The sequence below is a fragment of the Brumimicrobium sp. genome (genome assembly GCA_023957385.1).
In the GTDB taxonomy this organism is placed as follows: Bacteria; Bacteroidota; Bacteroidia; order Flavobacteriales_D; family Crocinitomicaceae; genus Brumimicrobium.
Genome location: JAMLGZ010000001.1, coordinates 1,976,792 through 2,000,956 on the forward strand (window position 1 = coordinate 1,976,792; position 24,165 = coordinate 2,000,956).

Here is a 24,165-nt window from a genome sequence, read left to right on the forward strand (position 1 = left end):
CATCTTCTGATTTAAAAAAAAATATCAATAATCTATTGGTTTTTTCAGAAATTATTTTAATTTTGTAGAAGTTGTGATATAAAAAATATATCTTAAAATGAAAGTTAAACTTAATAAAATAGCAAGAATAAGGTCTGGAGCTTATATTAAACCAGAGCAATCAGGAGATTATCTCTATCTTCAAATCAAGCATTTTATTGATGGAACACTCGACAGAGAAAACCTATTTTTGGATATTAAAAAAGAAAATGTTTCAGAAAGTCATGTTTTAACACCAAGAGAAGTGATTTTCGCGGCTAAAGGTGATTATAACTTTGCGTTTGTCTATACAGAAGACCTCCCTCCTGCTGTAGCTTCCACATCGTTTTTTGTATTAACTTTAAAAAATGAAAATGTATTGCCTGAATATCTAGCGTGGTTTATCAATAGACCTGATTCTATTGGGAAAATGACTGCTTTAAATAATGGGAAAATGATGATTTCTATCTCTAAACAAATATTAGGAGATTTAGAAATTGATATTCCAACGATTGAAATACAACGAAAAATAGTAGCAATTGCTTCGCTACGAAAAAAAGAAAATAAAATAAGAACGAAGATTGAAATGCTTCGAGATAAAATGATAGAACAACAATTAATTAATGCGATAAGTGATAAGTGAAAAATGATAAGTGATAAGTGAAAAATGAAAAATGATAAGTGATAAGTGAAAAATGAAAAATGATAAGTGATAAGTGAAAAATGATAAGTGAAAAAGTCGTAATTGAGTTTCACAATTTTTCATTTTTTAATTTTTAATTTAAAAAGTATGGCGAATAATAAAAAGAATCCTCTTAAAACTAAAAGTTATGATTTTGCACTATTGATTGTAAGACTAAGTCAAAAGTTAGTGTCTGAAAGAAAAGAATTTGTATTAAGCAAACAGATTTTACGTTCTGGTACAGCAATCGGGGCTTTGATTCGTGAGGGAGAATTTGCAGCAAGTAAAAAGGATTTCGTAAATAAACTTACTGTTTCTTTGAAAGAAGCAAACGAAACGGAGTACTGGTTGATGTTACTTCGTGATACAGATTATCTGGAAGATAGTGCTTATGATGATTTGGTTGCTAAGAATAAGGAACTTATGGCAATGCTTGTTTCTTCGATAAAAACGTCGAAGGGGATAAATGAAAAGTGATAAATGAAAAGTGGGAAATGAAAAGTGATAAATGAAAAATGAAAAATGAAAAGTGATAAATGGGAAGTGGGAAATGAAAAATGAATAGTGAAAAGATAAAAATGAAATGATTGTGATCTGATTTCACAATTTTTCATTTTTAATTGTTAATTTTTAATTTAAAAAAAATGGTAACACAAGCCGACATTAATAACGCAGTATGGAATGCCTGCGACACCTTTAGAGGAACAATTGACCCGAGTACTTACAAGGACTATGTCCTTACAATGCTCTTTCTTAAATATCTGAGTGATGTTTATGATGACAAAATGAATGAGTATTTAGCAAAGTACGATGGAAACAAAGAGCGTGCATTACGTGCTATGCAATTCGAGCGTTTTAATGTGCCAGAAAATAGTCATTTTGGGTATTTATATGAACACCGAAACGACACTAATATCGGAGAGTTAATTGATATCGCCTTTGCCGATTTAGAAGATGCAAACCGTGATAAATTATATAGCGAAGATGGCGCAGGTATCTTTAAAAATATCAGTTTCAACAGTAGTATCTTGGGTGAGCCTAAGGATAAGAATCAACGATTAAAGACGCTTCTTACAGATTTTAATGATGACCGATTAGACTTAAAACCTTCCAACATTGATGGAGAAGATATTATTGGAAACGCCTATCAATTCTTAATCGAAAAATTTGCTAGCGACGCAGGAAAAAAGGCAGGGGAATTTTACACGCCTTCAGAAGTATCTTCTTTACTAGCAAAGCTAACCAAAAGTAAACCAGGAGCACGTATTTGTGATCCAACTTGTGGCTCAGGGTCTTTATTGATTAAAGCAGCGCAAGAAGTAGGTTCGTCTAATTTTTCTCTTTTCGGGCAAGAAGCAAATGGAAGTACTTGGGCTTTAGCGATGATGAACATGTTTTTACATGGATTTGACGATGCTACAATTCGTTGGGGAGATACCATCCGCAATCCTAAACTAATAGAAGGTGATTCATTAATGAAGTTTGATACCGTTGTAGCCAATCCACCATTTAGCTTGGATAAATGGGGCGCAGAAGAAGCAGAGAGTGATAGATACAATCGTTTTTGGCGTGGAATTCCCCCGAAAAGCAAAGGAGATTGGGCGTTTATTTCACACATGATTGAAACGCTTAACGAGAATGGAAAAGCTGGTGTGGTTGTTCCTCACGGTGTATTATTCCGTGGAGCTAGTGAAGGAAATATTCGGGAAAAGGTAATCGATGAAAATCTGTTGGAAGCAGTAATTGGATTGCCTGCCAACTTGTTTTATGGAACAGGAATCCCTGCTGCTATCTTAATTTTAAATAAGCAGAAAACAAACAATGATGTGCTGTTTATCGATGCAAGCGAGCATTTTGAAAGTGTGAAAAATCAAAATAAACTGCGTGATGAAGATATTGAACACGTAGTAAAAACCTATCGTGATTTCACTGAAGGAAAACTAAAACAAGGAGTTGCTGAAGAGAGGTACAGTTATGTAGCGACAAAAGAGGAAATTGAAGAAAATGACTTTAATTTAAATATCCCTCGCTATGTGGACACTTTTGAACCAGAACCAGAAGTGGATATTGAAGAAGTACAAAAAGAAATTGATAAACTGGAAGGGGAACTGAAAGAAGTGCAAGCGGAAATGGAGAAGTATTTAAAGGAATTAATGAATTAAAGGTATGAAGTTTCAATATGCATCCGATCTGCATTTAGAGTTTTCGTTGAATGACGCATTCATTAAGAAGAATCCTCTTATCCCTTCAGGAGACATTCTCTTGTTGGCAGGAGACATTGTGCCCTTTCATTTGATTGACCAACACCGTGACTTTTTTAAATTCTGCTCCGATCATTTCGAATTTACTTATTGGGTGCCTGGGAACCATGAATATTATAATGGAGACCTGTTGAATCGTACTGGACAATTCATGGAAAATATTGAACAAAATGTCCATCTGGTAAATAATACATGGGCTCATCATGGAAATACACGTTTAATCTTTTCAACTCTATGGACTCCTATCTCAAATGAAAAAGCATGGCATGTCCAAAACGGATTAAACGACTACAGCACAATCAAGGATAACGGAAAATTGTTTACGCCATCACGCTCGACAAAGCTATTCAAAGAAAATTTTGATTTTATTAAAACTGCTGTTGCGAATAATGAGCGTGATACGTGTATTGTTGTCACACATCACGTACCTACACTTCAGCATTACCCGAATGAATACAAGGATAGCATCATTAACGAAGCTTTTGCGGTTGACCTAGATTACTTTATTGAAGATAGTGGCATTGATTATTGGGTTTATGGGCATCATCACAGAAATGTTCCTTCATTCAAGATAGGAAATACAGAATTGTTGACCAATCAGATGGGGTATGTGAGTTGCAATGAGCATATAGATTTTAAATCTAAACAATTAATTGTAACGAAATTAGAATGATAAACGTATATTTGCATAATAAACAGCATTTGTTTATTGTGCGTAATTGCATTTATTATATTATATATGAGTAAATTAAAACAATACATAGAAGAAATAACTGGGGAGACTATGAATCCTACTCCTGTTCGTGCTAGTCAGTTCGGTAGATTACCTTTATACTTAACAGAGGGCTATCGCTTTTTTGATGCTAAATTAATGCAACAAGACCTCCTGTTAGTGTTTCCAAAAATGGTTGATAGGATAAGCATTCTACAGCTCAGTAAACACAATAAAATACTCCGAAACACGGTAGGAAAGCCAGTGGTTTTCGTATTTGATAACATCGAAGCATTTAATCGAAAAAGGCTCATTGAAAAGCACCTCAATTTCATTGTACCTGATAAGCAATTGTTCATCCCGGAACTATTTATAGACCTACGTGAAAGTTACAATAGACCGAAAACCCAACGTGAACAGGAAAAATTATTGCCAACTGCCCAATTTCTTCTGCTCTATCATTTATTACATCGTAACGACAACAATAGTATTGAACATTATGCATTCAAAGATTTGGCAAAAAAATTAGGATACACTCCTATGGCAATCAGTAAAGCGGTTGGCAACTTAAAAAGCCATGACTTGATTAGCGTAGAAGGTAGCAAAGAAAAGCGTATTGTGTTTAATCGGGAACGAACCGAGTTATGGCATTTCGTAAATAATGAAAAACTTTTACTCATCTCTCCTGTACTTAGGCGAGTGTATGTAGATGAATTGCCGAAGCAGGCTGTTTTAAAGACTAACACTTCGGCTCTTCCAGAGTACACGGATATGAATCCAAGCAGACAACAATTTTATGCAATTGAAAAAACTTTATTTTATGCACTGCAACGCAACAACGAATTGGTCAATCTAAATGAATACGAAGGAGAATACTGTCTAGAATTATGGAAATATAATCCCATTTCTTTAATGGAAGGACTTGACCTTGACAGAAGTGTCGTGGACCCATTATCACTGTATCTAAGCTTGAAAGACGAACACGATGAACGAATAGAAATGGCACTTGATCAAATTATTGAGAACTATATATGGTAAGAGGAATAGAAATATTTAAACGCTATTTTGCAGCATATCCCGAAAATTACGTGATTATCGGTGGTACGGCTTGCGATATTTTGATGGAAGAAGCGGGATTTAATCCACGAGCTACAAAAGATATTGATCTCATTCTAATTGTAGAGGCGCTTACTCCTGAATTCGTGAAGAAGTTCTGGGATTTTGTGAAAGATGGTGCGTACGAACGTCAGGAAAAAAGCAGCGATGAACGAAAATACTACCGTTTCATAAAACCTGATAATAAAAATTTTCCTTTTCAGATAGAATTGTTTTCTAGAACTCCGGATAATGTTGAACTTCAAGAACCTGCACACCTCACTCCAATACCCGTAGATGACGATTTATCCAGTCTTTCGGCTATTCTAATGAGTGATGACTACTACAACTATTTGCGAAGAAATTGCGTACAAGAAGATGGTTTGCAATTGGCTAATCTGGATGCGCTTATTTGCCTGAAATCCAAAGCTTTTTTAGAGATTAATGAACGCATTTCAAATGGCAAGAAGGAAGATACAAAACACCTAAGAAAACATAAGAATGATGTGTTTAAATTAGCAGCAATGCTTCCTGGGAATAGCGAATTTGAACTTCCTGAAAGCATAAGACAAGACCTCAATAAGTTTTTAGTTGTAATTAAAGAACAATTACCTGATAAGGTCATTTATAAAGACATGGGATTACCCACTTTAACTTCAGACTTAATTTTAGAACAGCTGATTAAAAGTTTTAAATTGAAAGAAGTGTAAGCGAAAATGAAGAAATATTTAAAGGAATTGATGTGAATTTTAGAATGAAGTCCTTCGACAAGCTCAGGATGACGATGGAGAATTGGAGAATGGCAACTATTGCAAAAATTGCACAAGTTCGATAAGAAATAGAGTATGAAAGAAAACGATATCATATTATACACAACACCAACAGGAGACATAAAGGTTGATGTGCGATACGAGGATGATACATTTTGGCTTACGCAACAGCAAATAGCTGAGTTATTTGGCGTACAACGTCCAGCTATTACTAAACATTTGGGGAATATTTTCCAATCCGGCGAATTGGATGAAGAAGTGGTTAGTTCCATTTTGGAACATGCCACCCAACACGGCGCTATGAAAGGAAAAACTCAAAATGTTAAAACAAAATATTACAATCTCGACGCTATCATTTCCGTTGGTTATCGTGTAAACTCTTCGCAGGCTACGCAATTTCGTATTTGGGCTACAGAACGATTAAGAGACTATATCATAAAATGGAAAGTGATAAACGAAAAGTGATCCTTCGGCAAGCTCAGGATTTTAAAGTGAAAAATCGAAGTTATAAATGGGTTGGGTATAAACTGGGGTATAAATTGAATGACATGACAAAAAAGAAAGAAAATAGCGCAAATAAAAATGAATTACAGGAATTCAGCGAATTTGTATTGTTGACTAATGAAAGTTCAGTATGTGCAAATTTTGCACATGCCACTAAAAATTCAGTATGTCGAAAATCCCGACACACCACTCAACAACTTGCTATTATTAGATTAATGAAGAAAATAAGATATGAAAAAAGAACTCATCAACGAACTGTTTTTGCAGTTTGAACAAGCCAAACAAATTCAAAACAATATAGAGTTTTGGAGTGCAAGAGATATGCAGGACATATTGGGATATGCACAATGGAAAAACTTTGAAAAAGTAATAGACAAAGCCAAAACAGCTTGTTTAAATGCCGATGTAGAAATTGAAAACCATTTTTCCGACATCGGAAAAATGGTAGAAATTGGTAGCGGAGTAAGTCGGGAAATACAAGACGTAGCACTCACTAGATATGCTTGTTATCTCATTGCTCAAAATGGCGACGCTTCTAAAACACAAATTGCATTTGCGCAAACTTATTTTGCCGTACAAACACGCAAACAGGAAATTATTGAGCAACGCTTAATTGATGTAGCACGAGTTTCTGCACGGGAAAAATTAAGCATATCAGAGAAAAAACTTTCGGGGATTTTGTACGAACGTGGTGTGGATGACAAAGGTTTTGCCATTATACGCTCTAAAGGCGACCAAATTCTTTTTGGTGGTTACAATACCCAAATGATGAAAAAGAAATTAGGCATACCCGAAACTAAACCTTTAGCTGACCAACTAAATACCTTAGCCATAAAAGCAAAAGATTTTGCTAATGAACTCACCAGCCACAACGTAGTAGAAAAGGATTTGAAAGGCGTACAAAAAATAAGCACCGAACACGAAGAAAACAACCGTGCCGTACGCAAAATGTTAGGCGAACGTGGCGTAAAACCTGAAAACTTACCAGCAGGCGAAGACACCAAAAAGCTAAAACGCAAATTGGAAAGCGAAGACAAAAAGTTGTTGAAAGAAGTAAAAAAACTACCTAAGAAAAAATGAAACAACAAACAAAATATAAAGATACAGCCGTTGGGAGGATTCCTGAGGATTGGGAAGTGAAAGAGTTGGGAGAGTTATCTATAATTAAAGGGGATTATGGCATAAATGCTCCTGCGGTCGAGTATTCTGATTCATTACCAACTTATTTAAGGATTACAGATATAGATGATGATGGTAACTTCATTCAAGTGGACAAAAAATCTGTTAATCATAAAGATTCTAACAATTTCTATTTAAACAAAGATGACATTGTATTTGCAAGAACAGGGGCTACTGTTGGTAAGAGTTATCTTTATAAGGAAAAGGATGGCGAGTTAGTTTTTGCAGGATTCCTTATACGTTTTAAAACTGATGAAGATAGTCTAAATCCAAGTTTTTTGAAATATTATACCGAAACATCATCTTATTGGCATTGGGTGAAAGTGGTTTCTATGAGAAGTGGACAGCCCGGAATCAATTCAAAGGAATATTCTTCGATGAAACTCCCCATCCCTCCCCTCCCCGAACAAAAAGCCATCGCCAATGTCCTTTCCACTTGGGATAAAGCCATTGAAAAACACGAACAATTGATTGCACAAAAGGAATTGAGGAAGAAAGGATTGATGCAGAGGTTGTTGAGTGAAAAGTTTAAAGAGAAAAATGAAAAATGGGAGGAGGTGAGATTGGGGGATTTATTTGAACGTGTTACAAGAAAAAATAAAGAAGAAAATAAAAATGTAGTAACTATTTCAGCGCAACGTGGCTTTGTTAAACAAACCGATTTCTTCAATAAATCAATCGCTAGTAAAAAGCTAGATAATTACTTCTTAGTTGAAAAAGACGAATTTTGCTATAATAAAAGTTATTCTAATGGATACCCATGGGGTGCAACTAAAAGATTGAGAGATTTTGATAAAGCCGTTGTTACTACGTTATATATATGTTTTGGAATAAAAGATAAATCATTAACTAATGTGGATTTTTTCGAACAATTTTTTGAAGCAAATTTATTAGACAGAGGGTTGACTAAAATAGCTCATGAAGGTGGAAGGGCTCATGGTTTATTAAACGTAACACCTACTGATTTTTTTAATCTAAAGATTAGAGTTCCCTCAATTGAAGTACAAAACCGCATTGCTAAAATCCTTCAAGCTGCCGACAAAGAAATTCAGTTGTTAAAAGAAAAAACAGAGTGGTTAAGAGAGCAGAAGAAAGGGTTGATGCAGGTGTTGTTGACGGGGAGAAAACGTCTGAACTATGATTTGGTTGATTGATGTGATTCGTATGATTAAAAAAGAAATCAAGGCTATCATACAAATCATACAAATCACCGTTCAGACAACTGATTAGATGATTAAAAAATAAATAATATGATAAACGAGCAATATAAATATTCAGAATTAACTTCAAAAATCATTAAATGTGCAATGACTGTTCATAGTGCCTTGGGCAACGGATTCCAAGAAGTTATTTATCAACGTGCATTAGAAATAGAAATGCATTTAGCAGGCATTGAATTTAACCGTGAGTTTGAAATGCCTATTTACTATCGTAATGAACAAATAGGAACAAGGCGTGTTGATTTTTTAGTAGAAGGTGTAATCTCTGTTGAATTAAAAGCATTGACTAAATTAGAAGATGTGCATTTTGCACAAGCTATAAATTATTTAGAGGCCTACAATTTAGAGATTGGTTTACTAATTAATTTTGGAGAAAGGAGTTTGAATTTTAAACGCCTTACCAATAAGAAATTCAAATCATAGGCAATATGACAACAAACGAATTAAAACACCTCAAAGAAACCGAAGACAAGGTTGAGTTCAAAGAAGCTAAAAAACAATACGCTTACAACAGAAGTCGAAATAGTGTTCTAGGTTATGTTGTTGCCTTAGCCAATGAAGGCGGAGGAAAACTCATTTTTGGGGTTAAAGAAAATAAAAATACTCCACATGAAATTGTAGGTTCTTTGGCTTGGAAAGGGCAAGAAGGAAAACTGGAGCAAGATATCTACCGTGATATAAAAGTGAGGGTGACAACAGAAGAATTGTTTGAAGGAGAAAATCGTATTTTGGTCATACACGTCCCTTCTCGTCCAGTTGGAAAAACATTAAAGTTTGAAGATGTTCCCCTAATGCGTGTGGGAGAAGAACTTCTACCAATGAGCGATGAACAGATTTATAAAATTCTGCAAGAGCAAGAACCTGATTTTTCTGCCAAGGTTTGTAAAGGATTGTCACTTTCAGATTTAGACGAGCAGGCCATCAAGAAGATGAAAGAAAGTTATGCCTTAAAACAAAACAATCCTGCCTTTATCCAATTGAGTACAGAGCAAGCGTTAACTGATTTACATTTATTAAAAGGTGGTAAATTAAATTACGCTGCACTTATTCTTTTAGCTAAAAAAGAGGTAATACAAGAAAAACTACCTCAAAGTCGTACAATATGGGAGTTTAGAAATAGTGAAGCTCAAATTTATCACGATACAAGAATAGTTATAGAAGACCCCTTATTTATTGGTGTTGATAAAATATGGAGATTGATTAATCAGCCTAATTTAAACCGTAAACATCCGGTGCAATCAGGTGCTTACATTTTTGATTTATTTGATTTTAACGAAGAAGTGATTCGTGAGGCTATTCTTAACGCAATCGCTCACCGTGATTATACCATTACCAGCGAAGTAGTCATTAAGCAATATCCAAATAAAATCTCTATTATCAATCCGGGAGGTTTTCCTAAAGGTGTAACCACAGAAAATATCTTAACAGTTAGCAGTACTCCGAGAAGTCGCCTGATGACTGAAGTATTAGAAAAGACAGGCTTAGTTGAACGCAGTGGTCAGGGAGTTGATAAAATCTACGCCATCACACTTATGGAAGGAAAAGCAGCACCCGATTATTCAAGGTCGGATATGCTTCAAGTTGAACTTGTTTTGAAAACGGAGATTAGCAATAAAGCCTTTCATGTTTTTATCAATCAATATCAAAGCGGTGAGCGCGAACCAAAACTAGGCGTGGAACAAGTTATTACGCTTTATTTAATTTACACGCAGAATTTTAATCATTTGAACGATGGAATTGTTGAGGGATTGTTGGCTACAGGGTTAATAGTTGAACATGATGGGGATTATAAGTTATCTAATGAATTTGAAAGGATTGAAAGAGAAATAGAAAAGGCAGAGAGGTCTGAAACCATTGACTTTTCTCAATTATTAGAAATAGAATCCACTATATTAAAACTTATTATTCAAGATAATTATATCACAAGAAAAGAGTTATCTGAACAACTAGAAATCGCTCAATCTACTGTTCAAGTGTATCTTAAAAACTTAGAGAAAAATGGATATATTAAACGAAAAGGGAAAACAAGAGGGAGTCATTGGGTTGTATTAGTAGATTATAAAGGTTAATCGGTCAAATAATCGGTCAAAATCGGTCAAATAATCGGTCAAATATATATTTAACAACACGTTGATAGACAGCAGTATATGAAAAACGAATTAAAAACAACAAAATAAAATCGGTCAAATAATCGGTCAAAATCGGTCAAATAGAATGATGATAATTAAGGGTGGTCAAATGGGCGGTCATATGGGCGGTCAAATGAAAATTAAAAACCATGTAACACTTTGATATACAGATATATGTAATTACGACAAGGGGGCGGTCAAATGGGCGGTCAAATGGGCGGTCAAATGATTAAATAAAAACGATATGCAAACACCAAGTTTTAAAGAAGATCATATTAGTCAGATTCCAGCATTACAAATGCTAATAAAAATGGGTTACTCGTACTTGAGTCCAACGGAGACTGATGAATTACGAGGGAATAAAACGACAAATGTCTTATTAGAAGATGTGTTGCGTAAGCAATTAAAAAAGATTAACAGCACGCGAATCAGTTCTACCAAGACCAGTTATTTCACTGATGAAAATATCGAGCGAGGAATACAAATCCTAAAGGATATTCCGATGAACGACGGCTATATTTCGGCTACGGAACGAGTGTATAATTTGTTGACATTAGGTAAAGCACTGGAACAAAGCATTGATGGCGATAAAAAAAGCTTTACGCTACGCTATATCGACTGGGAAAACATAGAAAACAATGTATTTCATGTCACAGAGGAATTCAGTGTAATGCGAACTACGAGCAAGGAACATTATCGCCCAGATTTAGCACTTTTTGTTAATGGAATTCCATTAGTAATTATCGAATGTAAACGCCCGGATTTAAAAGATCCGATAAAGCAAGCTATTAGCCAGCATTTGCGCAACCAACAAGAGGATGGAATACCACATTTATATATTTATGCGCAGCTTTTATTAGGAATCGCTTCACAAGAGGCAAGTTACGCTACCAATGCAACTCCCGAGAAGTTTTGGTCCAAGTGGAGAGAGAATAAAAATAGTGAGGTGATTGGTACATCTAGTGCAACAACAACGGAAATCAATCCAAAAATAAAGCAACTGAAAAACACACCACTTTCTGAATCGGATAAAAAACATCTATTTTCTGAACGGTTCAATTATGTCAGAAAACATTTTGATGATTTGGAGTGCGAGGAAATTCTACCAACAGAACAAGATATTTACTTGTATGGTTTATGTCGCCCAGAACGATTATTAAACTTCGTCTTCAATTTCATTCTATATGATGATGGTAGAAAAAAAGCAGCTCGATATCAGCAGTTCTTTGCTGTTAAAAAAGCAATGAAACATTTAGAAATCATTGAAGAAGGACGAAGAAAAGGTGGTGTGATATGGCATACCCAAGGAAGTGGAAAATCCCTCACGATGGTGATGTTGGCACAAGCAATTGTTCTCAATAAAGATATTCTAAATCCTAAAATTGTATTAGTAACTGACCGAACAGATTTAGATAGACAAATTACCGGTACCTTTAAAAAATGTGGAAAACTTGTAGAGAATGCTAAAACAGGTACTCGCCTAGTTGAATTATTAGAAAGTAGTAGTGATGCTGTTGTAACAACGATTATCAATAAGTTTATCACGGCCACAAAAAAGATAAATAAACCATTAGGTAATCAAAATATCTTTGTCTTGGTGGACGAAGGACATCGTTCACAACATGGAGCATTCAATATTGAAATGCAAAAATCCATGCCCAATGCGTGTTACTTTGCATTTACAGGAACACCGCTCTTTAAAAAAGAAAAGAGTACTGCCAAGCGATTTGGAGGGATTATTGATGCCTATACAGTTGACCAAGCAGTAAAAGACAAAGCTGTTGTTCCACTATTATATGAAGGTAGATTAGCTTATCAAACAGTAAATGAAAATCCCCTTGATACATTCTTTGGAATGATTTCAGAGCCATTAACAGAATTCCAAAAGTCAGATTTAAAGAAAAAATTTGCCCGAACCGATCACTTAAATGCAGCTGAACAAACCATGCGTATGATTGCTTGGGATATTAGTTATCATTTTAGAGATAATTGGAAAGGAACAGGATTTAAAGGGCAATTAGTTTGCGATAAGAAAGTAAACGCCATCAAGTACAAACAGATATTGGATGAAATAGGAATTGTAAGCAGTGAGGTGCTTATTTCTTCTATTGATGATAGAGAGGGAGAAGAAACAGTGTTTGAGAAATCGTCCAAACTTGTCAATCAATTTTGGGAACGCATGATGAAAGAACATGGAAATCCTAAAAAATATGAGGACAATATCATTAATCGTTTTAAGCATTCTTCTGATCCCGAAATCATCATTGTTGTAGATAAATTATTAACCGGATTTGACGAACCTAAAAACACAGTATTGTATCTAACTCGTAACTTGCTAGGACATAAACTTTTACAGGCAATTGCAAGAGTTAACAGAGTTTGTCCAGATAAAGACTTTGGATACATCATTGACTATTATGGTGTCATAGAGAATTTGGATGATGCGCTTATCCTCTACTCTTCTCTCGATGAATTTGACATGGAAGACTTGGAAGGTACGCTAATTAACATTACGGAAGAAATCAATAAACTCTCACAACGACACGCCGAATTGTGGGATATTTTCAAAACCGTTCGTAATAAGCTAGATGCAGAAGCATACAAAGTAATTCTTAGAGACGAAGCCATTCGTAACGTGTTTTACGACAAGTTGAGAGAATTTGCCCAATCATTGAAAGTGGCACTATCTTCTATTGACTTTCATAACCGTGTGGATGAGGAAACTAGGAAGAAATATAAGGAAGATTTAAAAATGTTCTTAGATTTGAGAAGTGCAGTCATCCAACGATATAGTGATACTGTAGATTACAGTCAGTACGAAGGACAAATCCAAAAATTAATTGATACGCACATTACTACGGAAAAGATAGAAGTTATTACGGAATTGGTCAACATCTTCGATACCGAGAAATTTAAAGAGGAAATTGAAAACACCGTAGGTAAGGTGGCACGAGCGGACAAAATAGCCAGTCGTACGGCTAAGCATATTTCTGAAAAGATGGAGGAAGACCCAGCTTTTTATAAAAAGTTTTCTCGCTTGCTTCAAGACGTAATTGATGATTACACCGCAAAACGAATTAACGAAATACAATACCTTAAACGGGTACAGGAAATTATGGATAATGTCTTATCACACACGGATAGCGATATTCCTGAAGTACTGCAAAATAAAGATGTTGCAAAAGCCTATTACGGTTTAACAATGACCGCTTTAGAAGGAAAAACAAATGACTTACCAACACTTAAAAGCATTTCAACAGAAACTGCTTTACAAATTGAGAACATCATTTATCAATCCATTTTTGACAATGATAAGCTCATTATTGATTGGCAGACAAAAACCAACATTACAGGTAAATTACAAATTGATATTGGGGACTATTTAATCGATGAAGTGAGAGATAAACATTCAATTCAATTATCTTTTGGTGAAATGGATAAAATAGCGGAAGAATGTATTGATGTGGCTAAGATAAGGTATAGATGAATTATAGAATGGAGAATGGAGAATGAGAGAATGGAGAATGGGAGAATGAAGAATTTTAGAATTTTAGAATTTTGAATAAATAAAATAGAAAGAATATGAGAGAAAATATTTTGAGAACAAAAAGTTTTGATTTTGCTTTAAGGATCATCAAACTGTTTCAGTATTTGAGTGAAGATAAAAAGGAATATGTATTGAGTAAACAATTATTAAGAAGTGGAACTTCTATTGGAGCAAATATTCGTGAGTCGGAACATGCGCAGAGTAGAGCGGATTTTATTCATAAACTATCGATTTCACTAAAAGAGGCTAATGAAACTGACTACTGGATTGAGTTACTGTTTAAGTCTGGGTACTTAGAGGAAAAGGAGTATAAATCATTTGTTTAATGATATTGATGAACTTCTTCGGTTATTGGTGTCAAGTATTAAAACTGCTAAAGAGAAAAAATGAATTTTTAGAATGGATAATTGAGAATGGTAGAATTAGAGAATGATAGAGTGGAAAATGATGGAATGGAGAATTCAGATATTTTGACAAATTCTGAAATTCTCCATTCTCCATTACCTAAATTCTTCATTCAATTTGGTTCAAAAAAAATAGAATTTAACCTAGTATTTGCAGAGCGAAAAACATTGGGGATTACGGTTACGCCTGAAATGGATGTTTTGGTAAAAGCGCCTATTAACGCACCTCTTCCAAAAATAAAGGAAAAGGTTAAAAAACGTGCTTCATGGATTTTAAAACAGCAGAATTTCTTTTTGTCTTTTCAGCCTAAAATGTCAGCTCGTAAATTTATCAATGGCGAAACACACTTATATCTTGGAAGACAATATCGAATTAAGGTAATGCCATTATCCAAGAAAACGCCTGACGAGAGTATAAAGTTGAAGGGGGGATTTATCGAAGTGTATACAAACACAAAAACTAATGTAAAACCCTTATTGGAAGCATGGTACAAACAAAAGGCCGAAGAAAAGATACGTCCACTTACTCTTGACTTATTCTCTTCTTTTACTGAGCGACATAGATTAAATGACGTTCCTTTTCAATTTTCCTTGCGTTCGATGCGATTGCGTTGGGGAAGTTGTTCATCAAAAGGAAAAATAACGTTAAACCCGGAACTAATAAAAGCCCCGAAGGGGTGCATAGAATACGTAATTACCCACGAATTATGTCATTTAATACATTATAACCACACACAAAAGTTTTTTGATTTACAAGAGAAGGAAATGGAAAACTGGGAGAAGTGGAAGATGAAGTTGGAGCGGATGTTGGGATAAGATAAAAATGTACCTTCAGCAAGCTAATAACACCCTCTCCCCTCTCAAAACTTCTTTTTAAATCCTCTCAAATTCCCATTTTCCTCTTACCTTTCCACCAAATATCTTTTTTATGCAATCGAATCGTAAATATGACGTGGTAATTATTGGAGGCGGTGCTGCTGGGTTTTTTGCGGCTATCAATATGAAAATAAAGCATCCAAAGAGAGCCATTATTATTTTAGAAAAAACGACAAAACTCCTTTCAAAAGTAAAAATCAGTGGAGGTGGAAGATGTAATATCACACATCATTGTGATACAATCTCCGAACTATTAAAAGGATATCCCAGAGGAAGTAAGTTGTTGCGAGAGGCTTTTCACACGTTTTTTGTTTCAGATACCATTCAATGGTTTGAAGAAAGAGGAGTGAAATTAAAGACCGAAGAAGATGGGCGGATGTTTCCTGTTACAGATAATTCTCAAACAATTATTGATTGTTTATTGGGTGAATGTGATCGATTAGGAATACCAATTTACACGAAGATGAATGTGGTAAAGGTAAAGCAAGTAGCCACTGGATTTCATGTTGAAACAACGGAAAACGAGGTCTTTGAGTCAGAAAAAGTAGTTTTAACAACGGGAGGATATCACTTAAAGAAAGACTACGATTGGATTAAGGAAATCCCTTGTATCATAGAAGCGCCCTATCCATCTTTGTTCACATTTAATTTAAAAAAACACCCCATTACCAATTTAATGGGAATTGCCATTGAGCATGCTGTCGTTAAGATACCGAGCTTAAAAATGGAACAAACTGGACCTGTTTTGATTACACATTGGGGATTGAGCGGTCCGGGTGTATTGATGTTGAGTGCATGGGCAGCGAAAGAATTGCACCAGAAGAATTATCATTTTGATTTTCATGTCAATTTCTTACCCGAATTTCATTCCGATGGATTGGGACATTTTTTGATGGATTATAAACAAAAAAATGCCTCGAAATCAGTACAAAAGAAAGTATTTTCAGAGCTCCCTCAACGATTTTGGAATTATTTGATTGAAACAGTTGAGATTCAAGATAAAAACTGGTCGGATTGCAATAAAAAACAAGTATTTAAACTAGCAGAATTGCTCACTAATCATCCTTTTCAAGCGCATGGGAAAACCACGTTTAAAGAAGAGTTTGTATCAGCGGGCGGTGTTGACTTGAAGCAGGTTAACCCCAAAACCTTGGAAAGTAAAACTGTTCCTAATTTGTATTTTGCTGGAGAATGTTTGGATATAGATGGAGTTACGGGAGGGTATAATTTTCAAGCGGCTTGGTCAACGAGTTTTGTGCTAAGTCAGTGTGAATAGAGAGTGATCAGTGTTCCTAAAATAACACACTGATGACACAGATGACACAGATTCACACAGATTCACACTCTTAAAAAATCAGTGAAAATCAGTCAGATCAGTATAATCAGTGTTCCTAAAATAGCACACAGACGCTGTATCGAGTTTACCGAGATATGACACAGATGACACAGATTCACACAGGTTCCCACTCTTAAAAAATCAGTGAAAATCAGTCAAATCAGTGTTATCAGTGTTCTAATTTAGCGTAGCTAATAAAATCAGTGCAATCAGTGTTCCATCTGTTGTTCCATTTTAAAACATTTCTTACTTTTACAAAAAAAAAATCATATATGTATAACAAAATCATATCCTCTCTCCTATTTGGTTTTTTATTTATCACCGCTACTTTCTCTCAAATCCCTATGGGGTATTATGATGCTGCGCAAGGTTTAGATGGAAGTGATTTAAAAGCTGCTCTTCACACTATCATTAAAGGACATACTAAGTTTCCATATACCAGTAGCGGCACAGATGTATGGGATATTTTAAAAGAAACCGATAAAGACCCTAATAATCCCAACAATGTTATTTTAATTTATTCACGTTTATCTGTAAATGCCACACAGGAATACAACGGAGGAAATGGATGGAACCGAGAACACGTTTGGGCTAAGTCTCGAGGTGATTTTGGAACAGCTCAAGGTCCCGGAACAGATGTACACCATATACGTCCAGAAAACGAGAGTGTAAACGCAGCGCGAAGTAACCGTTGGTTTGGAAATGCTTCTACTCCCTACAACTATAATGGAGCCTTAGTTGCAAATATAGATGAAGATAATTGGTTGTGGGAGCCTTTGGATGAAGTGAAGGGAGACGTTGCCCGCATGATTTTCTATATGGCTGTTAGGTATGAAGGAGATAACGGAGAACCCGATTTAGAAATCATTGATTATATCCCTACGAATAAGAGCACAAAACAACCCATTCATGCGCTCTTAAGCGATTTGTTAGCTTGGAATGACTTAGATCCGGTGGATGACTTTGAACGAAATAGAAATGATGTCATTTATTACAGCTACCAGCACAACAGAAATCCATTTATAGACCATCCCGAATATGCTATGCAAATTTGGGGGAATAGTTTATCAGGGATAATGGAAAACACTACTGTAGCTACCACCCGTGAATTGGTGAAGATTGTGGATATACTAGGAAGAGAAAGTGAAGTGAGTCCCAATCATTTATACATTTATGTGTATTCAGATGGAAGCACAGAAAAGAAGGTTGTGGTGGAGTGAGATAAATCTTTACAATTAAAAACACCAACTATTATTTGGTCAGTTTCAGGTATTCTCTACCTTTGCCCTCATTATAAATAAAAAAGAATAAATGAGTCAAGTTAAAAAGAATGACAGCGTAAAAGTGCACTACACAGGTAAATTAGCTAGTGGAGAAGTGTTTGATAGTTCAGAAGGAAGAGAGCCTTTAGCTTTTGTTGTAGGTGCAGGACAAATGATACCTGGATTTGACAACGGAGTAGTTGGAATGGCACTCAATGAAAAGAAAACCATAGTTATCCCTGCAACAGATGCTTATGGAGAAGCTCGTGAAGATTTAATTGTAGAGGTACCAAAAACAAATTTACCACCTGATTTAACGCCAGAAATTGGAATGGGATTAGTTTCTACTACACCGACAGGAGAGCAAATACAATTTGTTGTTACCGAAGTGAAAGAAGAAACTATTATCGTAGATGCAAATCACCCGTTAGCTGGGAAAGAATTGACTTTTGAGGTAGAAATGGTTGAAATAAACGGATAATTTATTTCTGGGAATCAACTATAAACCAGTCTCTTTGAAAAAAATAATTTATTTTATTTTAAAAATTTTATTTTTTTCCTTGTCAATTAAAATTATGAGGCTATATTTGCACCCGCAATTAGTTGCATTTAGGAATAAAGCGATATTCCAGAAGAAATTAGGTTGATCTCGTAGCTCAGCTGGTAGAGCACTTCACTTTTAATGAAGTGGTCCTGGGTTCGAATCCCAGCGGGATCACTGAAAGCCACCTCCAAGGTGGCTTTTTTCGTTAAAAACAGTCAAATCCTACTAAAATCGACACTTTAGCGGTTCTTTCAAAAAGAGGTGAAAACAAATAAAACTATTGGAATAGAAACTTTTTGTCACCTATTCTGTCACCAGTTTTTTTGCTTTATTTTGGTGACAGAATACACAGATACACCTGTGTAGTATTATTTTCTGATTTCGTTCGTCACATTTATTGAATGATTTTTTGATACAAAAAAACATCAAAAATTCAACGCTATGGTTACAAAACAAAAGGTAAGAGTTGTGTATCGTCTAAATACACAAAAAGAAAAAAACGGAAAACATCCTGTTTTCATGCGAATATTTGTAGATAACAAGAAGTCCGAAGTCTTTACAGAACAGTATGTCTCAAATGCACATTGGGATAATAATGCTAAGAAAGTGAAGTCAGCTTGTAAAGAAGCAGATTACATCAACAGTTATTTAGACAACTTGAAGGCTAAAGTTCAAAACCAATTTTACGAGCTGAGAAGTCAGGGAAAAGAAATCACTTCGGAACTACTGAAGAATAAATTCTTAGGCATCGAAGAACAATCCAAACACAAAACCATCCTCGAAGCTTTCGACTACCACAATCTAAAAATGAGTGAACAAGTCAAAATCAGCAAAATAGTTTCAAAAACGCACACCCGTTACATCATTACCAAAAACAAGGTAGAAGCATTTATGCAGCACCAGTACAAAAAAGACAACATGCCCCTACCCGAAATGCGGCTGCGATTTGTAACAGAGTTCGAACACTATTTATTGACAGTTGACAAACTCCAATCCAATACCGCCCACAAATACATCAAGAATCTAAAAAAGATTATGAACATGGCGGTAGGTTTAGACTGGATTCCGAGTAATCCGTTTAACCAGTTCAAATGCTCCTACTCCAATCCCGAAAGAGAGATTCTAAACCAAGACGAAATCAATCTTATCATCAACAAAAAATTACACGCTCCACGCTTGGAAGAAGTTCGGGATGTATTTATTTTTTGCTGTTACACAGGCTTTGCCTATTCCGATGTGTATGAATTCAGAAAAAATGCGATCATGAAAGGACTGGATGGTAATCTGTGGCTGTCAACACTCCGTCAAAAAACAGGAACAAAAGAAAGTGTTCCTTTGCTTCCTGTGGCCTTGCAAATCATTGAGAAATACCGCAACCACGAATATTGTACTAAATACGACAAGTTACTTCCTGTCAATAGCAATCAGCGTTACAATGCCTATTTAAAAGAAATAGCCGACATCTGCGGAATCAACAAAAAGCTGACTTCTCACATTGCACGCCATACCTTTGCAACAACCATCACGCTCGCAAACGGAGTTCCGATTGAAACCGTCAGTGCAATGCTTGGTCACAGCAGCATCCGCACCACGCAGATTTATGCAAAAGTCGTAGAACAAAAAGTAAGTGACGATATGCAGCTGCTCAGAGAAAAACTATTCGCACAATCAAATAAACAATCTCTGACCAACATCGGATAATCCTAATTTAGGGAAAATACATACACCAACCGCCTGGCATAAGCTAGGTGGTTTTTTTATCTTCAACTTTCCACTTTCTCCAAAATTTTCCACTTTTCATTTCCCCAAACACTTCCTCTTTCTGGACGTAAAAGGAAGGAATTATAAAACTTATATACTATGAAAAAATATTTTAGTCAATTAACCGAAAAACTGGAAAATGAAATTACTAAAATTAGTAATTCAGACCAGACAGAAATTCAAAAGTGTGAATCTTGTAGATTATTGATTTTTAAGTATTATCAAGAATTACGTAAATTTATGTCCAACTACCAGTTCAAATCCGAACAGGAAGAAATAAACTATTTCAGAAATTTAAAACCTGAACTGGTGGCCACTTTTACGTTCTACTACAAAAAATCAAAAATCATCAAACAGCATTTTTTTAGCGATTCTGAGATTACAAAAAACTACCTTCAATATGAACTGCAGAAAGTAGAAAAATTCCATTTGCAGCACCTCGATTTTATAAGTTATTACAATAGCGGACAAACTAATTTTGATGAAATTTTGTTTTTGAGAAAGAATTTAGACCTCTCTACTATTCCTTCCTATATTCTTTTAAGAGATGATTTAGGACACACCACAAACGGAGATTACTTGGTCACAAAATTACTTTTGAATGCAAAACTCTACAAATTCATTCAAAAAGAATTAATCGTCCCCACGGAAGAAAGCCTCCACCAAGAAAATACCAAAACTATAAAGTCGGGATTAAATTGGACGGCTCCGAAATCCGCATTAATAGAGCTTTCCTATGCACTTTTTTGTAAAGGTGCAATCAATAATGGAGACGTTGAAATCAAACAATTAATCAGTCAATTTGAACTCTTTTTCAACATCGAATTGGGTGATCCTTACCGTCATTTTACTAATATTAAACAGCGTAAAAAGTCATCGGCAATATTCCTTGAATCCCTTACGGATAGCCTAACACAGTACATGAATGAACAAGAGGAATTACCTTAATTTTAAAGTAAATAGATGGTTGTTTTCTTCCTATTCAACAAAATTTACAAAAGGTGGCTAAAAAAATAGCCACCTTTATAGTTTTGGCATCAAATTTAATGAAAAACACTTTTTTAGCACTAATAATCAGTTAGTTGTATTTTATTTTCAAGAAAAAACTATCATCTTGATAACACCTTTATAAATAAACTCATTCAAATGTCAGAGTTTTGTTCCATAAATACTTAAAAGAATAAATATGGCAACAGAAATTATTACACAGGAAGATTTGGAGAATTTCCGCACGGAATTAATAGTAGAAATTCGTGAGTTATTAACAGAAACTCAACCTAAAAAGGTACAAGAAGAAGAGATTCGCCTACTCAAATCACATCAAGTGCAACGTATGCTTGGAATTTCTCCTGGCACATTACAAAACTTGCGCATCAACGGAACACTGCCTTACTCCAAGATAGGAGGCGTAATTTTCTATGATAAACAGGAGATTTTAAAAGTACTAGAGATCAACAAACGTAATATCTTGTAAGATGATGAACAATTCACAAACGCCTGTCAACTACATTCAGCACTTGACAGGCTTCTTCGAAACGGTTGCCCAAGACAACCGTTTATCAATGGGGCATATTACCTTGTATATGACTCTGTTTCAGTTTTGGAATCTAAACAGGTTTCAAAATCCTGTTTCAATTTGTCGCACAGAGGTAATGGCAGTTTCAAAAATAGGTTCCACTAATTCTTACACAAAGTATTTGAAGGAATTAGACAAGTTCGGATATATCCAGTATTTACCGTCCTTCAACCCCATGAAAGGAAGTTTAGTCAACCTGTATAATTTTGATAATGCTACTGATAAAGGTTATCGTAAAGGTTGTGATAAAGGTACTGATAAGGGTAGTGAAAAGGTCGTGCGACCTTCTATAAACAGTATAAACAATAATAAACATATAAACATTAAAACTATAGTGAGGAGAAATTCGTCGAACGAATTTTCCTTCCCTCCTAAAAGTGAAAATATGAAAATTACCTCCGGTGCTTGCTTAGCAGGTCAAAAAATGTCCATTCCGGATTTACAGGTAATCAAAAATTACTTCCTCGAAAAAGAAAACACCACAACCGAAGCCGAGCGCTTTCTCAATTATTACCAATCCAACGGCTGGTTGGTCGGCGGAAAAACAAAAATGAAAGACTGGAAAGCAGCTGCACGAAACTGGATGCTCAATACAAAACGTTTTGAAAAACCCGAACAGAAAACCTCATCACATCTCCACGTAAACGAAAACAAACGTTACGACATTCCCCTATAATTTTTTACTTTTTCCCATTACGATTCATTTTTAACTTTTAGTTTTTCACTTTTAATTTCCTTATGAAAACAGATGCCATACTATCTTCTCCCAACCTTTGCGAACATTGCGCCTCCTTTGCGTGCATTGCGGTTCACTTTTAACTTTTCATTTTAACTTTCTTCCCATGGAACAGAAAAAACATTACATCATCAAAGACAACGAAATCATCTACGATTTTATGCTCACAATGAAATACTTATCTCATTTCGGACAGAAACGATTTGGTAGTGACTTCCGCATCATGCGAGTAAACAAAATCATTCTCAAAAAACTAATGATGTACGCCATCCAAGATCAAGAGAATTGCAAGAAACATAACATTGATCTCAAAAAAGGGATTCTACTCGTTGGCACCATTGGTTGCGGAAAAACCTCTTTGATGCATCTCTTCAATATTCTTACACATCCACACCGAAGACACATTGTCAAGCCTACCAGAACCATTGCTGGAGAGTTTCTACAAAACGGTTATGAAGCAATTCACAAATATGGAAACACAGATAAAATCTATTGTTTTGATGATTTAGGAATTGAGCAAAATATGAAGCACTTTGGTAATGAATCAAACGTAATGGCTGAAATTTTGTTAAGCCGTTATGACTTGTTGCGTTACCGAGGAATTATCACCCACGCCACCACCAACCTCAACGCCAACGAACTCGAAAAACTGTACGGCAACAGAGTTCGTTCTCGATTACGTGAAATGTTTAACCTCATCACATTTCCTGAAAATGCAGAAGATTTGAGGAAGTGATTAATATTTAATCAAATTGATTTAAAATTCAACTTATATTCATTCGAATCCATTATGGCTTGACTAAACTTCACATGAGAAAATCCAGATTTATTAACTAAATCTATTATTTCATTTATTTTTTGTGGCTCTGTTTTACATCCAAAGATAATCTCTCTTAAAGCTGTCTTTTTGAATGTAAATTTGTTTTGATTAGAAGAGGGTTTAATCACCCTTATTTCTTTTTCGTATTGCCAATCTATTGCTTTGGTTGTAAGAATAGAATTAATAGTTTTATTTTCATTCTTAATGTAATTCTCTTTTGGATAGCTTTCACTATAATTGACATGAATAGGAGTACAGAAAAAATCAGTATCTTCTGTTATATCAAATTTTAAACATACCCCGGTATGACCATTTGTATAATGTGACCACATTAATAAATTATCATTCTTTTCAGCAAAACAACAGACATAACTTTTTGAAATGTTTTCTTGGACGGTTGATTCAATAATTTCTTTTAATTGTTTCTCTGTAATGGAACAATCTTTTAATTCTTCTATACTCATTCCTTGTTTTTCAAACCATTTAATTACTGTATTTTGAGGATAATCATGTTCTAAATTAGCTGTGCAATCAAATGGATCATTAAAAGAATTTGGTCTAGAAAACCACATTGCACTATTTTCTAGTATCCCATTAAACTTATCGTCAAGTTGACGAAATCGGTATAAGTGTTGAGGATATTGCCCGTTTTTAACACCAATTTTAATTAATTCTGAAATTTTCATTACTATTTTATTTTAACTATTATACGTTTTCAATCATAAAATGTTTA

The 24,165-nt window shown here is 35.0% G+C and carries 23 protein-coding genes, 1 tRNA gene and 1 pseudogene; 24 read left to right on the forward strand and 1 reads right to left on the reverse strand.

The window, feature by feature from the left end; translation table 11 throughout:
* The first annotated feature begins 97 nt into the window (after nucleotides 1-97).
* From M9897_08650 to M9897_08765, 24 genes and pseudogenes are all read left to right on the forward strand, one after another.
* Entirely contained in the window at nucleotides 98-661 is a 564-nt protein-coding gene (locus tag M9897_08650; GenBank protein ID MCO5268949.1) for a restriction endonuclease subunit S, read from the forward strand.
* Nucleotides 662-808: 147 nt separating this feature from the next.
* Nucleotides 809-1,177 carry a four helix bundle protein gene (locus M9897_08655; GenBank protein ID MCO5268950.1) on the forward strand — a complete coding sequence of 123 codons (369 nt, stop codon included), beginning with the start codon at nucleotides 809-811 and terminating at the stop codon, nucleotides 1,175-1,177.
* A gap of 167 nt (nucleotides 1,178-1,344) precedes the next feature.
* Nucleotides 1,345-2,862 carry a type I restriction-modification system subunit M gene (locus tag M9897_08660; GenBank protein ID MCO5268951.1) on the forward strand — a complete coding sequence of 506 codons (1,518 nt, stop codon included), beginning with the start codon at nucleotides 1,345-1,347 and terminating at the stop codon, nucleotides 2,860-2,862.
* 4 nt (nucleotides 2,863-2,866) lie between these two features.
* Nucleotides 2,867-3,634, forward strand: coding sequence for a metallophosphoesterase (locus M9897_08665; GenBank protein ID MCO5268952.1), 768 nt, complete (start codon nucleotides 2,867-2,869; stop codon nucleotides 3,632-3,634).
* Between the two features lie 66 nt (nucleotides 3,635-3,700).
* The gene (locus M9897_08670; GenBank protein ID MCO5268953.1) at nucleotides 3,701-4,711 is read left to right on the forward strand and encodes a MarR family transcriptional regulator; all 1,011 of its coding nucleotides are present in this window, start codon (nucleotides 3,701-3,703) and stop codon (nucleotides 4,709-4,711) included.
* The gene (locus M9897_08675) at nucleotides 4,705-5,478 is read left to right on the forward strand and encodes a hypothetical protein (protein ID MCO5268954.1); all 774 of its coding nucleotides are present in this window, start codon (nucleotides 4,705-4,707) and stop codon (nucleotides 5,476-5,478) included. The genes M9897_08670 and M9897_08675 overlap by 7 nt, the downstream gene beginning before the upstream one ends.
* 135 nt (nucleotides 5,479-5,613) lie before the next feature.
* Nucleotides 5,614-6,003 carry a virulence RhuM family protein gene (locus tag M9897_08680; protein ID MCO5268955.1) on the forward strand — a complete coding sequence of 130 codons (390 nt, stop codon included), beginning with the start codon at nucleotides 5,614-5,616 and terminating at the stop codon, nucleotides 6,001-6,003.
* Between the two features lie 83 nt (nucleotides 6,004-6,086).
* Entirely contained in the window at nucleotides 6,087-6,314 is a 228-nt protein-coding gene (locus M9897_08685) for a hypothetical protein (protein MCO5268956.1), read from the forward strand.
* Nucleotides 6,274-7,122 carry a DNA damage-inducible protein D gene (dinD, locus tag M9897_08690; protein MCO5268957.1) on the forward strand — a complete coding sequence of 283 codons (849 nt, stop codon included), beginning with the start codon at nucleotides 6,274-6,276 and terminating at the stop codon, nucleotides 7,120-7,122. Before M9897_08685 ends, dinD begins: the two co-directional genes overlap by 41 nt.
* Nucleotides 7,119-8,375, forward strand: a complete 1,257-nt coding sequence (locus tag M9897_08695; protein MCO5268958.1) for a restriction endonuclease subunit S — start codon at nucleotides 7,119-7,121, stop codon at nucleotides 8,373-8,375. The genes dinD and M9897_08695 overlap by 4 nt, the downstream gene beginning before the upstream one ends.
* 96 nt (nucleotides 8,376-8,471) lie before the next feature.
* On the forward strand, nucleotides 8,472-8,864 hold the full coding sequence (locus tag M9897_08700) for a GxxExxY protein (protein MCO5268959.1): 393 nt from the start codon (nucleotides 8,472-8,474) through the stop codon (nucleotides 8,862-8,864).
* 5 nt (nucleotides 8,865-8,869) lie between these two features.
* Complete coding sequence (locus M9897_08705) at nucleotides 8,870-10,510, forward strand: putative DNA binding domain-containing protein (GenBank protein MCO5268960.1); 1,641 nt, start codon at nucleotides 8,870-8,872, stop codon at nucleotides 10,508-10,510.
* A gap of 304 nt (nucleotides 10,511-10,814) precedes the next feature.
* The gene (locus M9897_08710; protein MCO5268961.1) at nucleotides 10,815-14,057 is read left to right on the forward strand and encodes an HsdR family type I site-specific deoxyribonuclease; all 3,243 of its coding nucleotides are present in this window, start codon (nucleotides 10,815-10,817) and stop codon (nucleotides 14,055-14,057) included.
* A 95-nt stretch (nucleotides 14,058-14,152) separates the two neighbouring features.
* Nucleotides 14,153-14,507: pseudogene (locus tag M9897_08715) on the forward strand (four helix bundle protein).
* Nucleotides 14,508-14,530: 23 nt separating this feature from the next.
* Complete coding sequence (locus M9897_08720; protein MCO5268962.1) at nucleotides 14,531-15,337, forward strand: M48 family metallopeptidase; 807 nt, start codon at nucleotides 14,531-14,533, stop codon at nucleotides 15,335-15,337.
* Nucleotides 15,338-15,449: 112 nt separating this feature from the next.
* Nucleotides 15,450-16,673, forward strand: coding sequence for an NAD(P)/FAD-dependent oxidoreductase (locus M9897_08725; protein ID MCO5268963.1), 1,224 nt, complete (start codon nucleotides 15,450-15,452; stop codon nucleotides 16,671-16,673).
* A 332-nt stretch (nucleotides 16,674-17,005) separates the two neighbouring features.
* The gene (locus tag M9897_08730) at nucleotides 17,006-17,953 is read left to right on the forward strand and encodes an endonuclease (GenBank protein MCO5268964.1); all 948 of its coding nucleotides are present in this window, start codon (nucleotides 17,006-17,008) and stop codon (nucleotides 17,951-17,953) included.
* 91 nt (nucleotides 17,954-18,044) lie between these two features.
* The gene (locus tag M9897_08735; GenBank protein MCO5268965.1) at nucleotides 18,045-18,476 is read left to right on the forward strand and encodes a peptidylprolyl isomerase; all 432 of its coding nucleotides are present in this window, start codon (nucleotides 18,045-18,047) and stop codon (nucleotides 18,474-18,476) included.
* A gap of 164 nt (nucleotides 18,477-18,640) precedes the next feature.
* Nucleotides 18,641-18,713, forward strand: a tRNA-Lys gene (locus M9897_08740).
* Nucleotides 18,714-18,980: 267 nt separating this feature from the next.
* Nucleotides 18,981-20,240, forward strand: coding sequence for a site-specific integrase (locus M9897_08745; GenBank protein MCO5268966.1), 1,260 nt, complete (start codon nucleotides 18,981-18,983; stop codon nucleotides 20,238-20,240).
* 159 nt (nucleotides 20,241-20,399) lie between these two features.
* Nucleotides 20,400-21,248 (forward strand): RteC domain-containing protein, encoded by an 849-nt coding sequence (locus M9897_08750; protein ID MCO5268967.1) that lies wholly within the window; start codon nucleotides 20,400-20,402, stop codon nucleotides 21,246-21,248.
* 238 nt (nucleotides 21,249-21,486) lie between these two features.
* A complete protein-coding gene (locus M9897_08755) occupies nucleotides 21,487-21,774 on the forward strand; it encodes a helix-turn-helix domain-containing protein (protein MCO5268968.1) in 288 nt (95 codons plus the stop codon).
* A gap of 1 nt (nucleotide 21,775) precedes the next feature.
* Nucleotides 21,776-22,552, forward strand: a complete 777-nt coding sequence (locus tag M9897_08760; GenBank protein MCO5268969.1) for a transcriptional regulator — start codon at nucleotides 21,776-21,778, stop codon at nucleotides 22,550-22,552.
* Nucleotides 22,553-22,781: 229 nt separating this feature from the next.
* Nucleotides 22,782-23,348: an ATPase gene (locus tag M9897_08765; GenBank protein MCO5268970.1), complete on the forward strand. Its 567-nt coding sequence runs from the start codon at nucleotides 22,782-22,784 to the stop codon at nucleotides 23,346-23,348.
* A gap of 11 nt (nucleotides 23,349-23,359) precedes the next feature.
* Here the strand turns inward: M9897_08765 and M9897_08770 are convergent, their stop codons facing one another.
* Nucleotides 23,360-24,118, reverse strand: coding sequence for a DUF2971 domain-containing protein (locus M9897_08770; protein MCO5268971.1), 759 nt, complete (start codon nucleotides 24,116-24,118; stop codon nucleotides 23,360-23,362).
* Nucleotides 24,119-24,165: the final 47 nt, after the last annotated feature.

Excerpts from the sequence above, each read along its gene's own strand:
- M9897_08650 (MCO5268949.1), top strand. The coding sequence starts at position 98 with ATGAAAGTTAAACTTAATAAAATAGCAAGAATAAGGTCTGGAGCTTAT.
- M9897_08655 (MCO5268950.1), top strand. The coding sequence starts at position 809 with ATGGCGAATAATAAAAAGAATCCTCTTAAAACTAAAAGTTATGATTTT.
- M9897_08660 (MCO5268951.1), top strand. The coding sequence starts at position 1,345 with ATGGTAACACAAGCCGACATTAATAACGCAGTATGGAATGCCTGCGAC.
- M9897_08665 (MCO5268952.1), top strand. The coding sequence starts at position 2,867 with ATGAAGTTTCAATATGCATCCGATCTGCATTTAGAGTTTTCGTTGAAT.
- M9897_08670 (MCO5268953.1), top strand. The coding sequence starts at position 3,701 with ATGAGTAAATTAAAACAATACATAGAAGAAATAACTGGGGAGACTATG.
- M9897_08675 (MCO5268954.1), top strand. The coding sequence starts at position 4,705 with ATGGTAAGAGGAATAGAAATATTTAAACGCTATTTTGCAGCATATCCC.
- M9897_08680 (MCO5268955.1), top strand. The coding sequence starts at position 5,614 with ATGAAAGAAAACGATATCATATTATACACAACACCAACAGGAGACATA.
- M9897_08685 (MCO5268956.1), top strand. The coding sequence starts at position 6,087 with ATGACAAAAAAGAAAGAAAATAGCGCAAATAAAAATGAATTACAGGAA.
- dinD (MCO5268957.1), top strand. The coding sequence starts at position 6,274 with ATGAAAAAAGAACTCATCAACGAACTGTTTTTGCAGTTTGAACAAGCC.
- M9897_08695 (MCO5268958.1), top strand. The coding sequence starts at position 7,119 with ATGAAACAACAAACAAAATATAAAGATACAGCCGTTGGGAGGATTCCT.
- M9897_08700 (MCO5268959.1), top strand. The coding sequence starts at position 8,472 with ATGATAAACGAGCAATATAAATATTCAGAATTAACTTCAAAAATCATT.
- M9897_08705 (MCO5268960.1), top strand. The coding sequence starts at position 8,870 with ATGACAACAAACGAATTAAAACACCTCAAAGAAACCGAAGACAAGGTT.
- M9897_08710 (MCO5268961.1), top strand. The coding sequence starts at position 10,815 with ATGCAAACACCAAGTTTTAAAGAAGATCATATTAGTCAGATTCCAGCA.
- M9897_08720 (MCO5268962.1), top strand. The coding sequence starts at position 14,531 with ATGGTAGAATTAGAGAATGATAGAGTGGAAAATGATGGAATGGAGAAT.
- M9897_08725 (MCO5268963.1), top strand. The coding sequence starts at position 15,450 with ATGCAATCGAATCGTAAATATGACGTGGTAATTATTGGAGGCGGTGCT.
- M9897_08730 (MCO5268964.1), top strand. The coding sequence starts at position 17,006 with ATGTATAACAAAATCATATCCTCTCTCCTATTTGGTTTTTTATTTATC.
- M9897_08735 (MCO5268965.1), top strand. The coding sequence starts at position 18,045 with ATGAGTCAAGTTAAAAAGAATGACAGCGTAAAAGTGCACTACACAGGT.
- M9897_08745 (MCO5268966.1), top strand. The coding sequence starts at position 18,981 with ATGGTTACAAAACAAAAGGTAAGAGTTGTGTATCGTCTAAATACACAA.
- M9897_08750 (MCO5268967.1), top strand. The coding sequence starts at position 20,400 with ATGAAAAAATATTTTAGTCAATTAACCGAAAAACTGGAAAATGAAATT.
- M9897_08755 (MCO5268968.1), top strand. The coding sequence starts at position 21,487 with ATGGCAACAGAAATTATTACACAGGAAGATTTGGAGAATTTCCGCACG.
- M9897_08760 (MCO5268969.1), top strand. The coding sequence starts at position 21,776 with ATGATGAACAATTCACAAACGCCTGTCAACTACATTCAGCACTTGACA.
- M9897_08765 (MCO5268970.1), top strand. The coding sequence starts at position 22,782 with ATGAAATACTTATCTCATTTCGGACAGAAACGATTTGGTAGTGACTTC.
- M9897_08770 (MCO5268971.1), bottom strand. The coding sequence starts at position 24,118 with ATGAAAATTTCAGAATTAATTAAAATTGGTGTTAAAAACGGGCAATAT.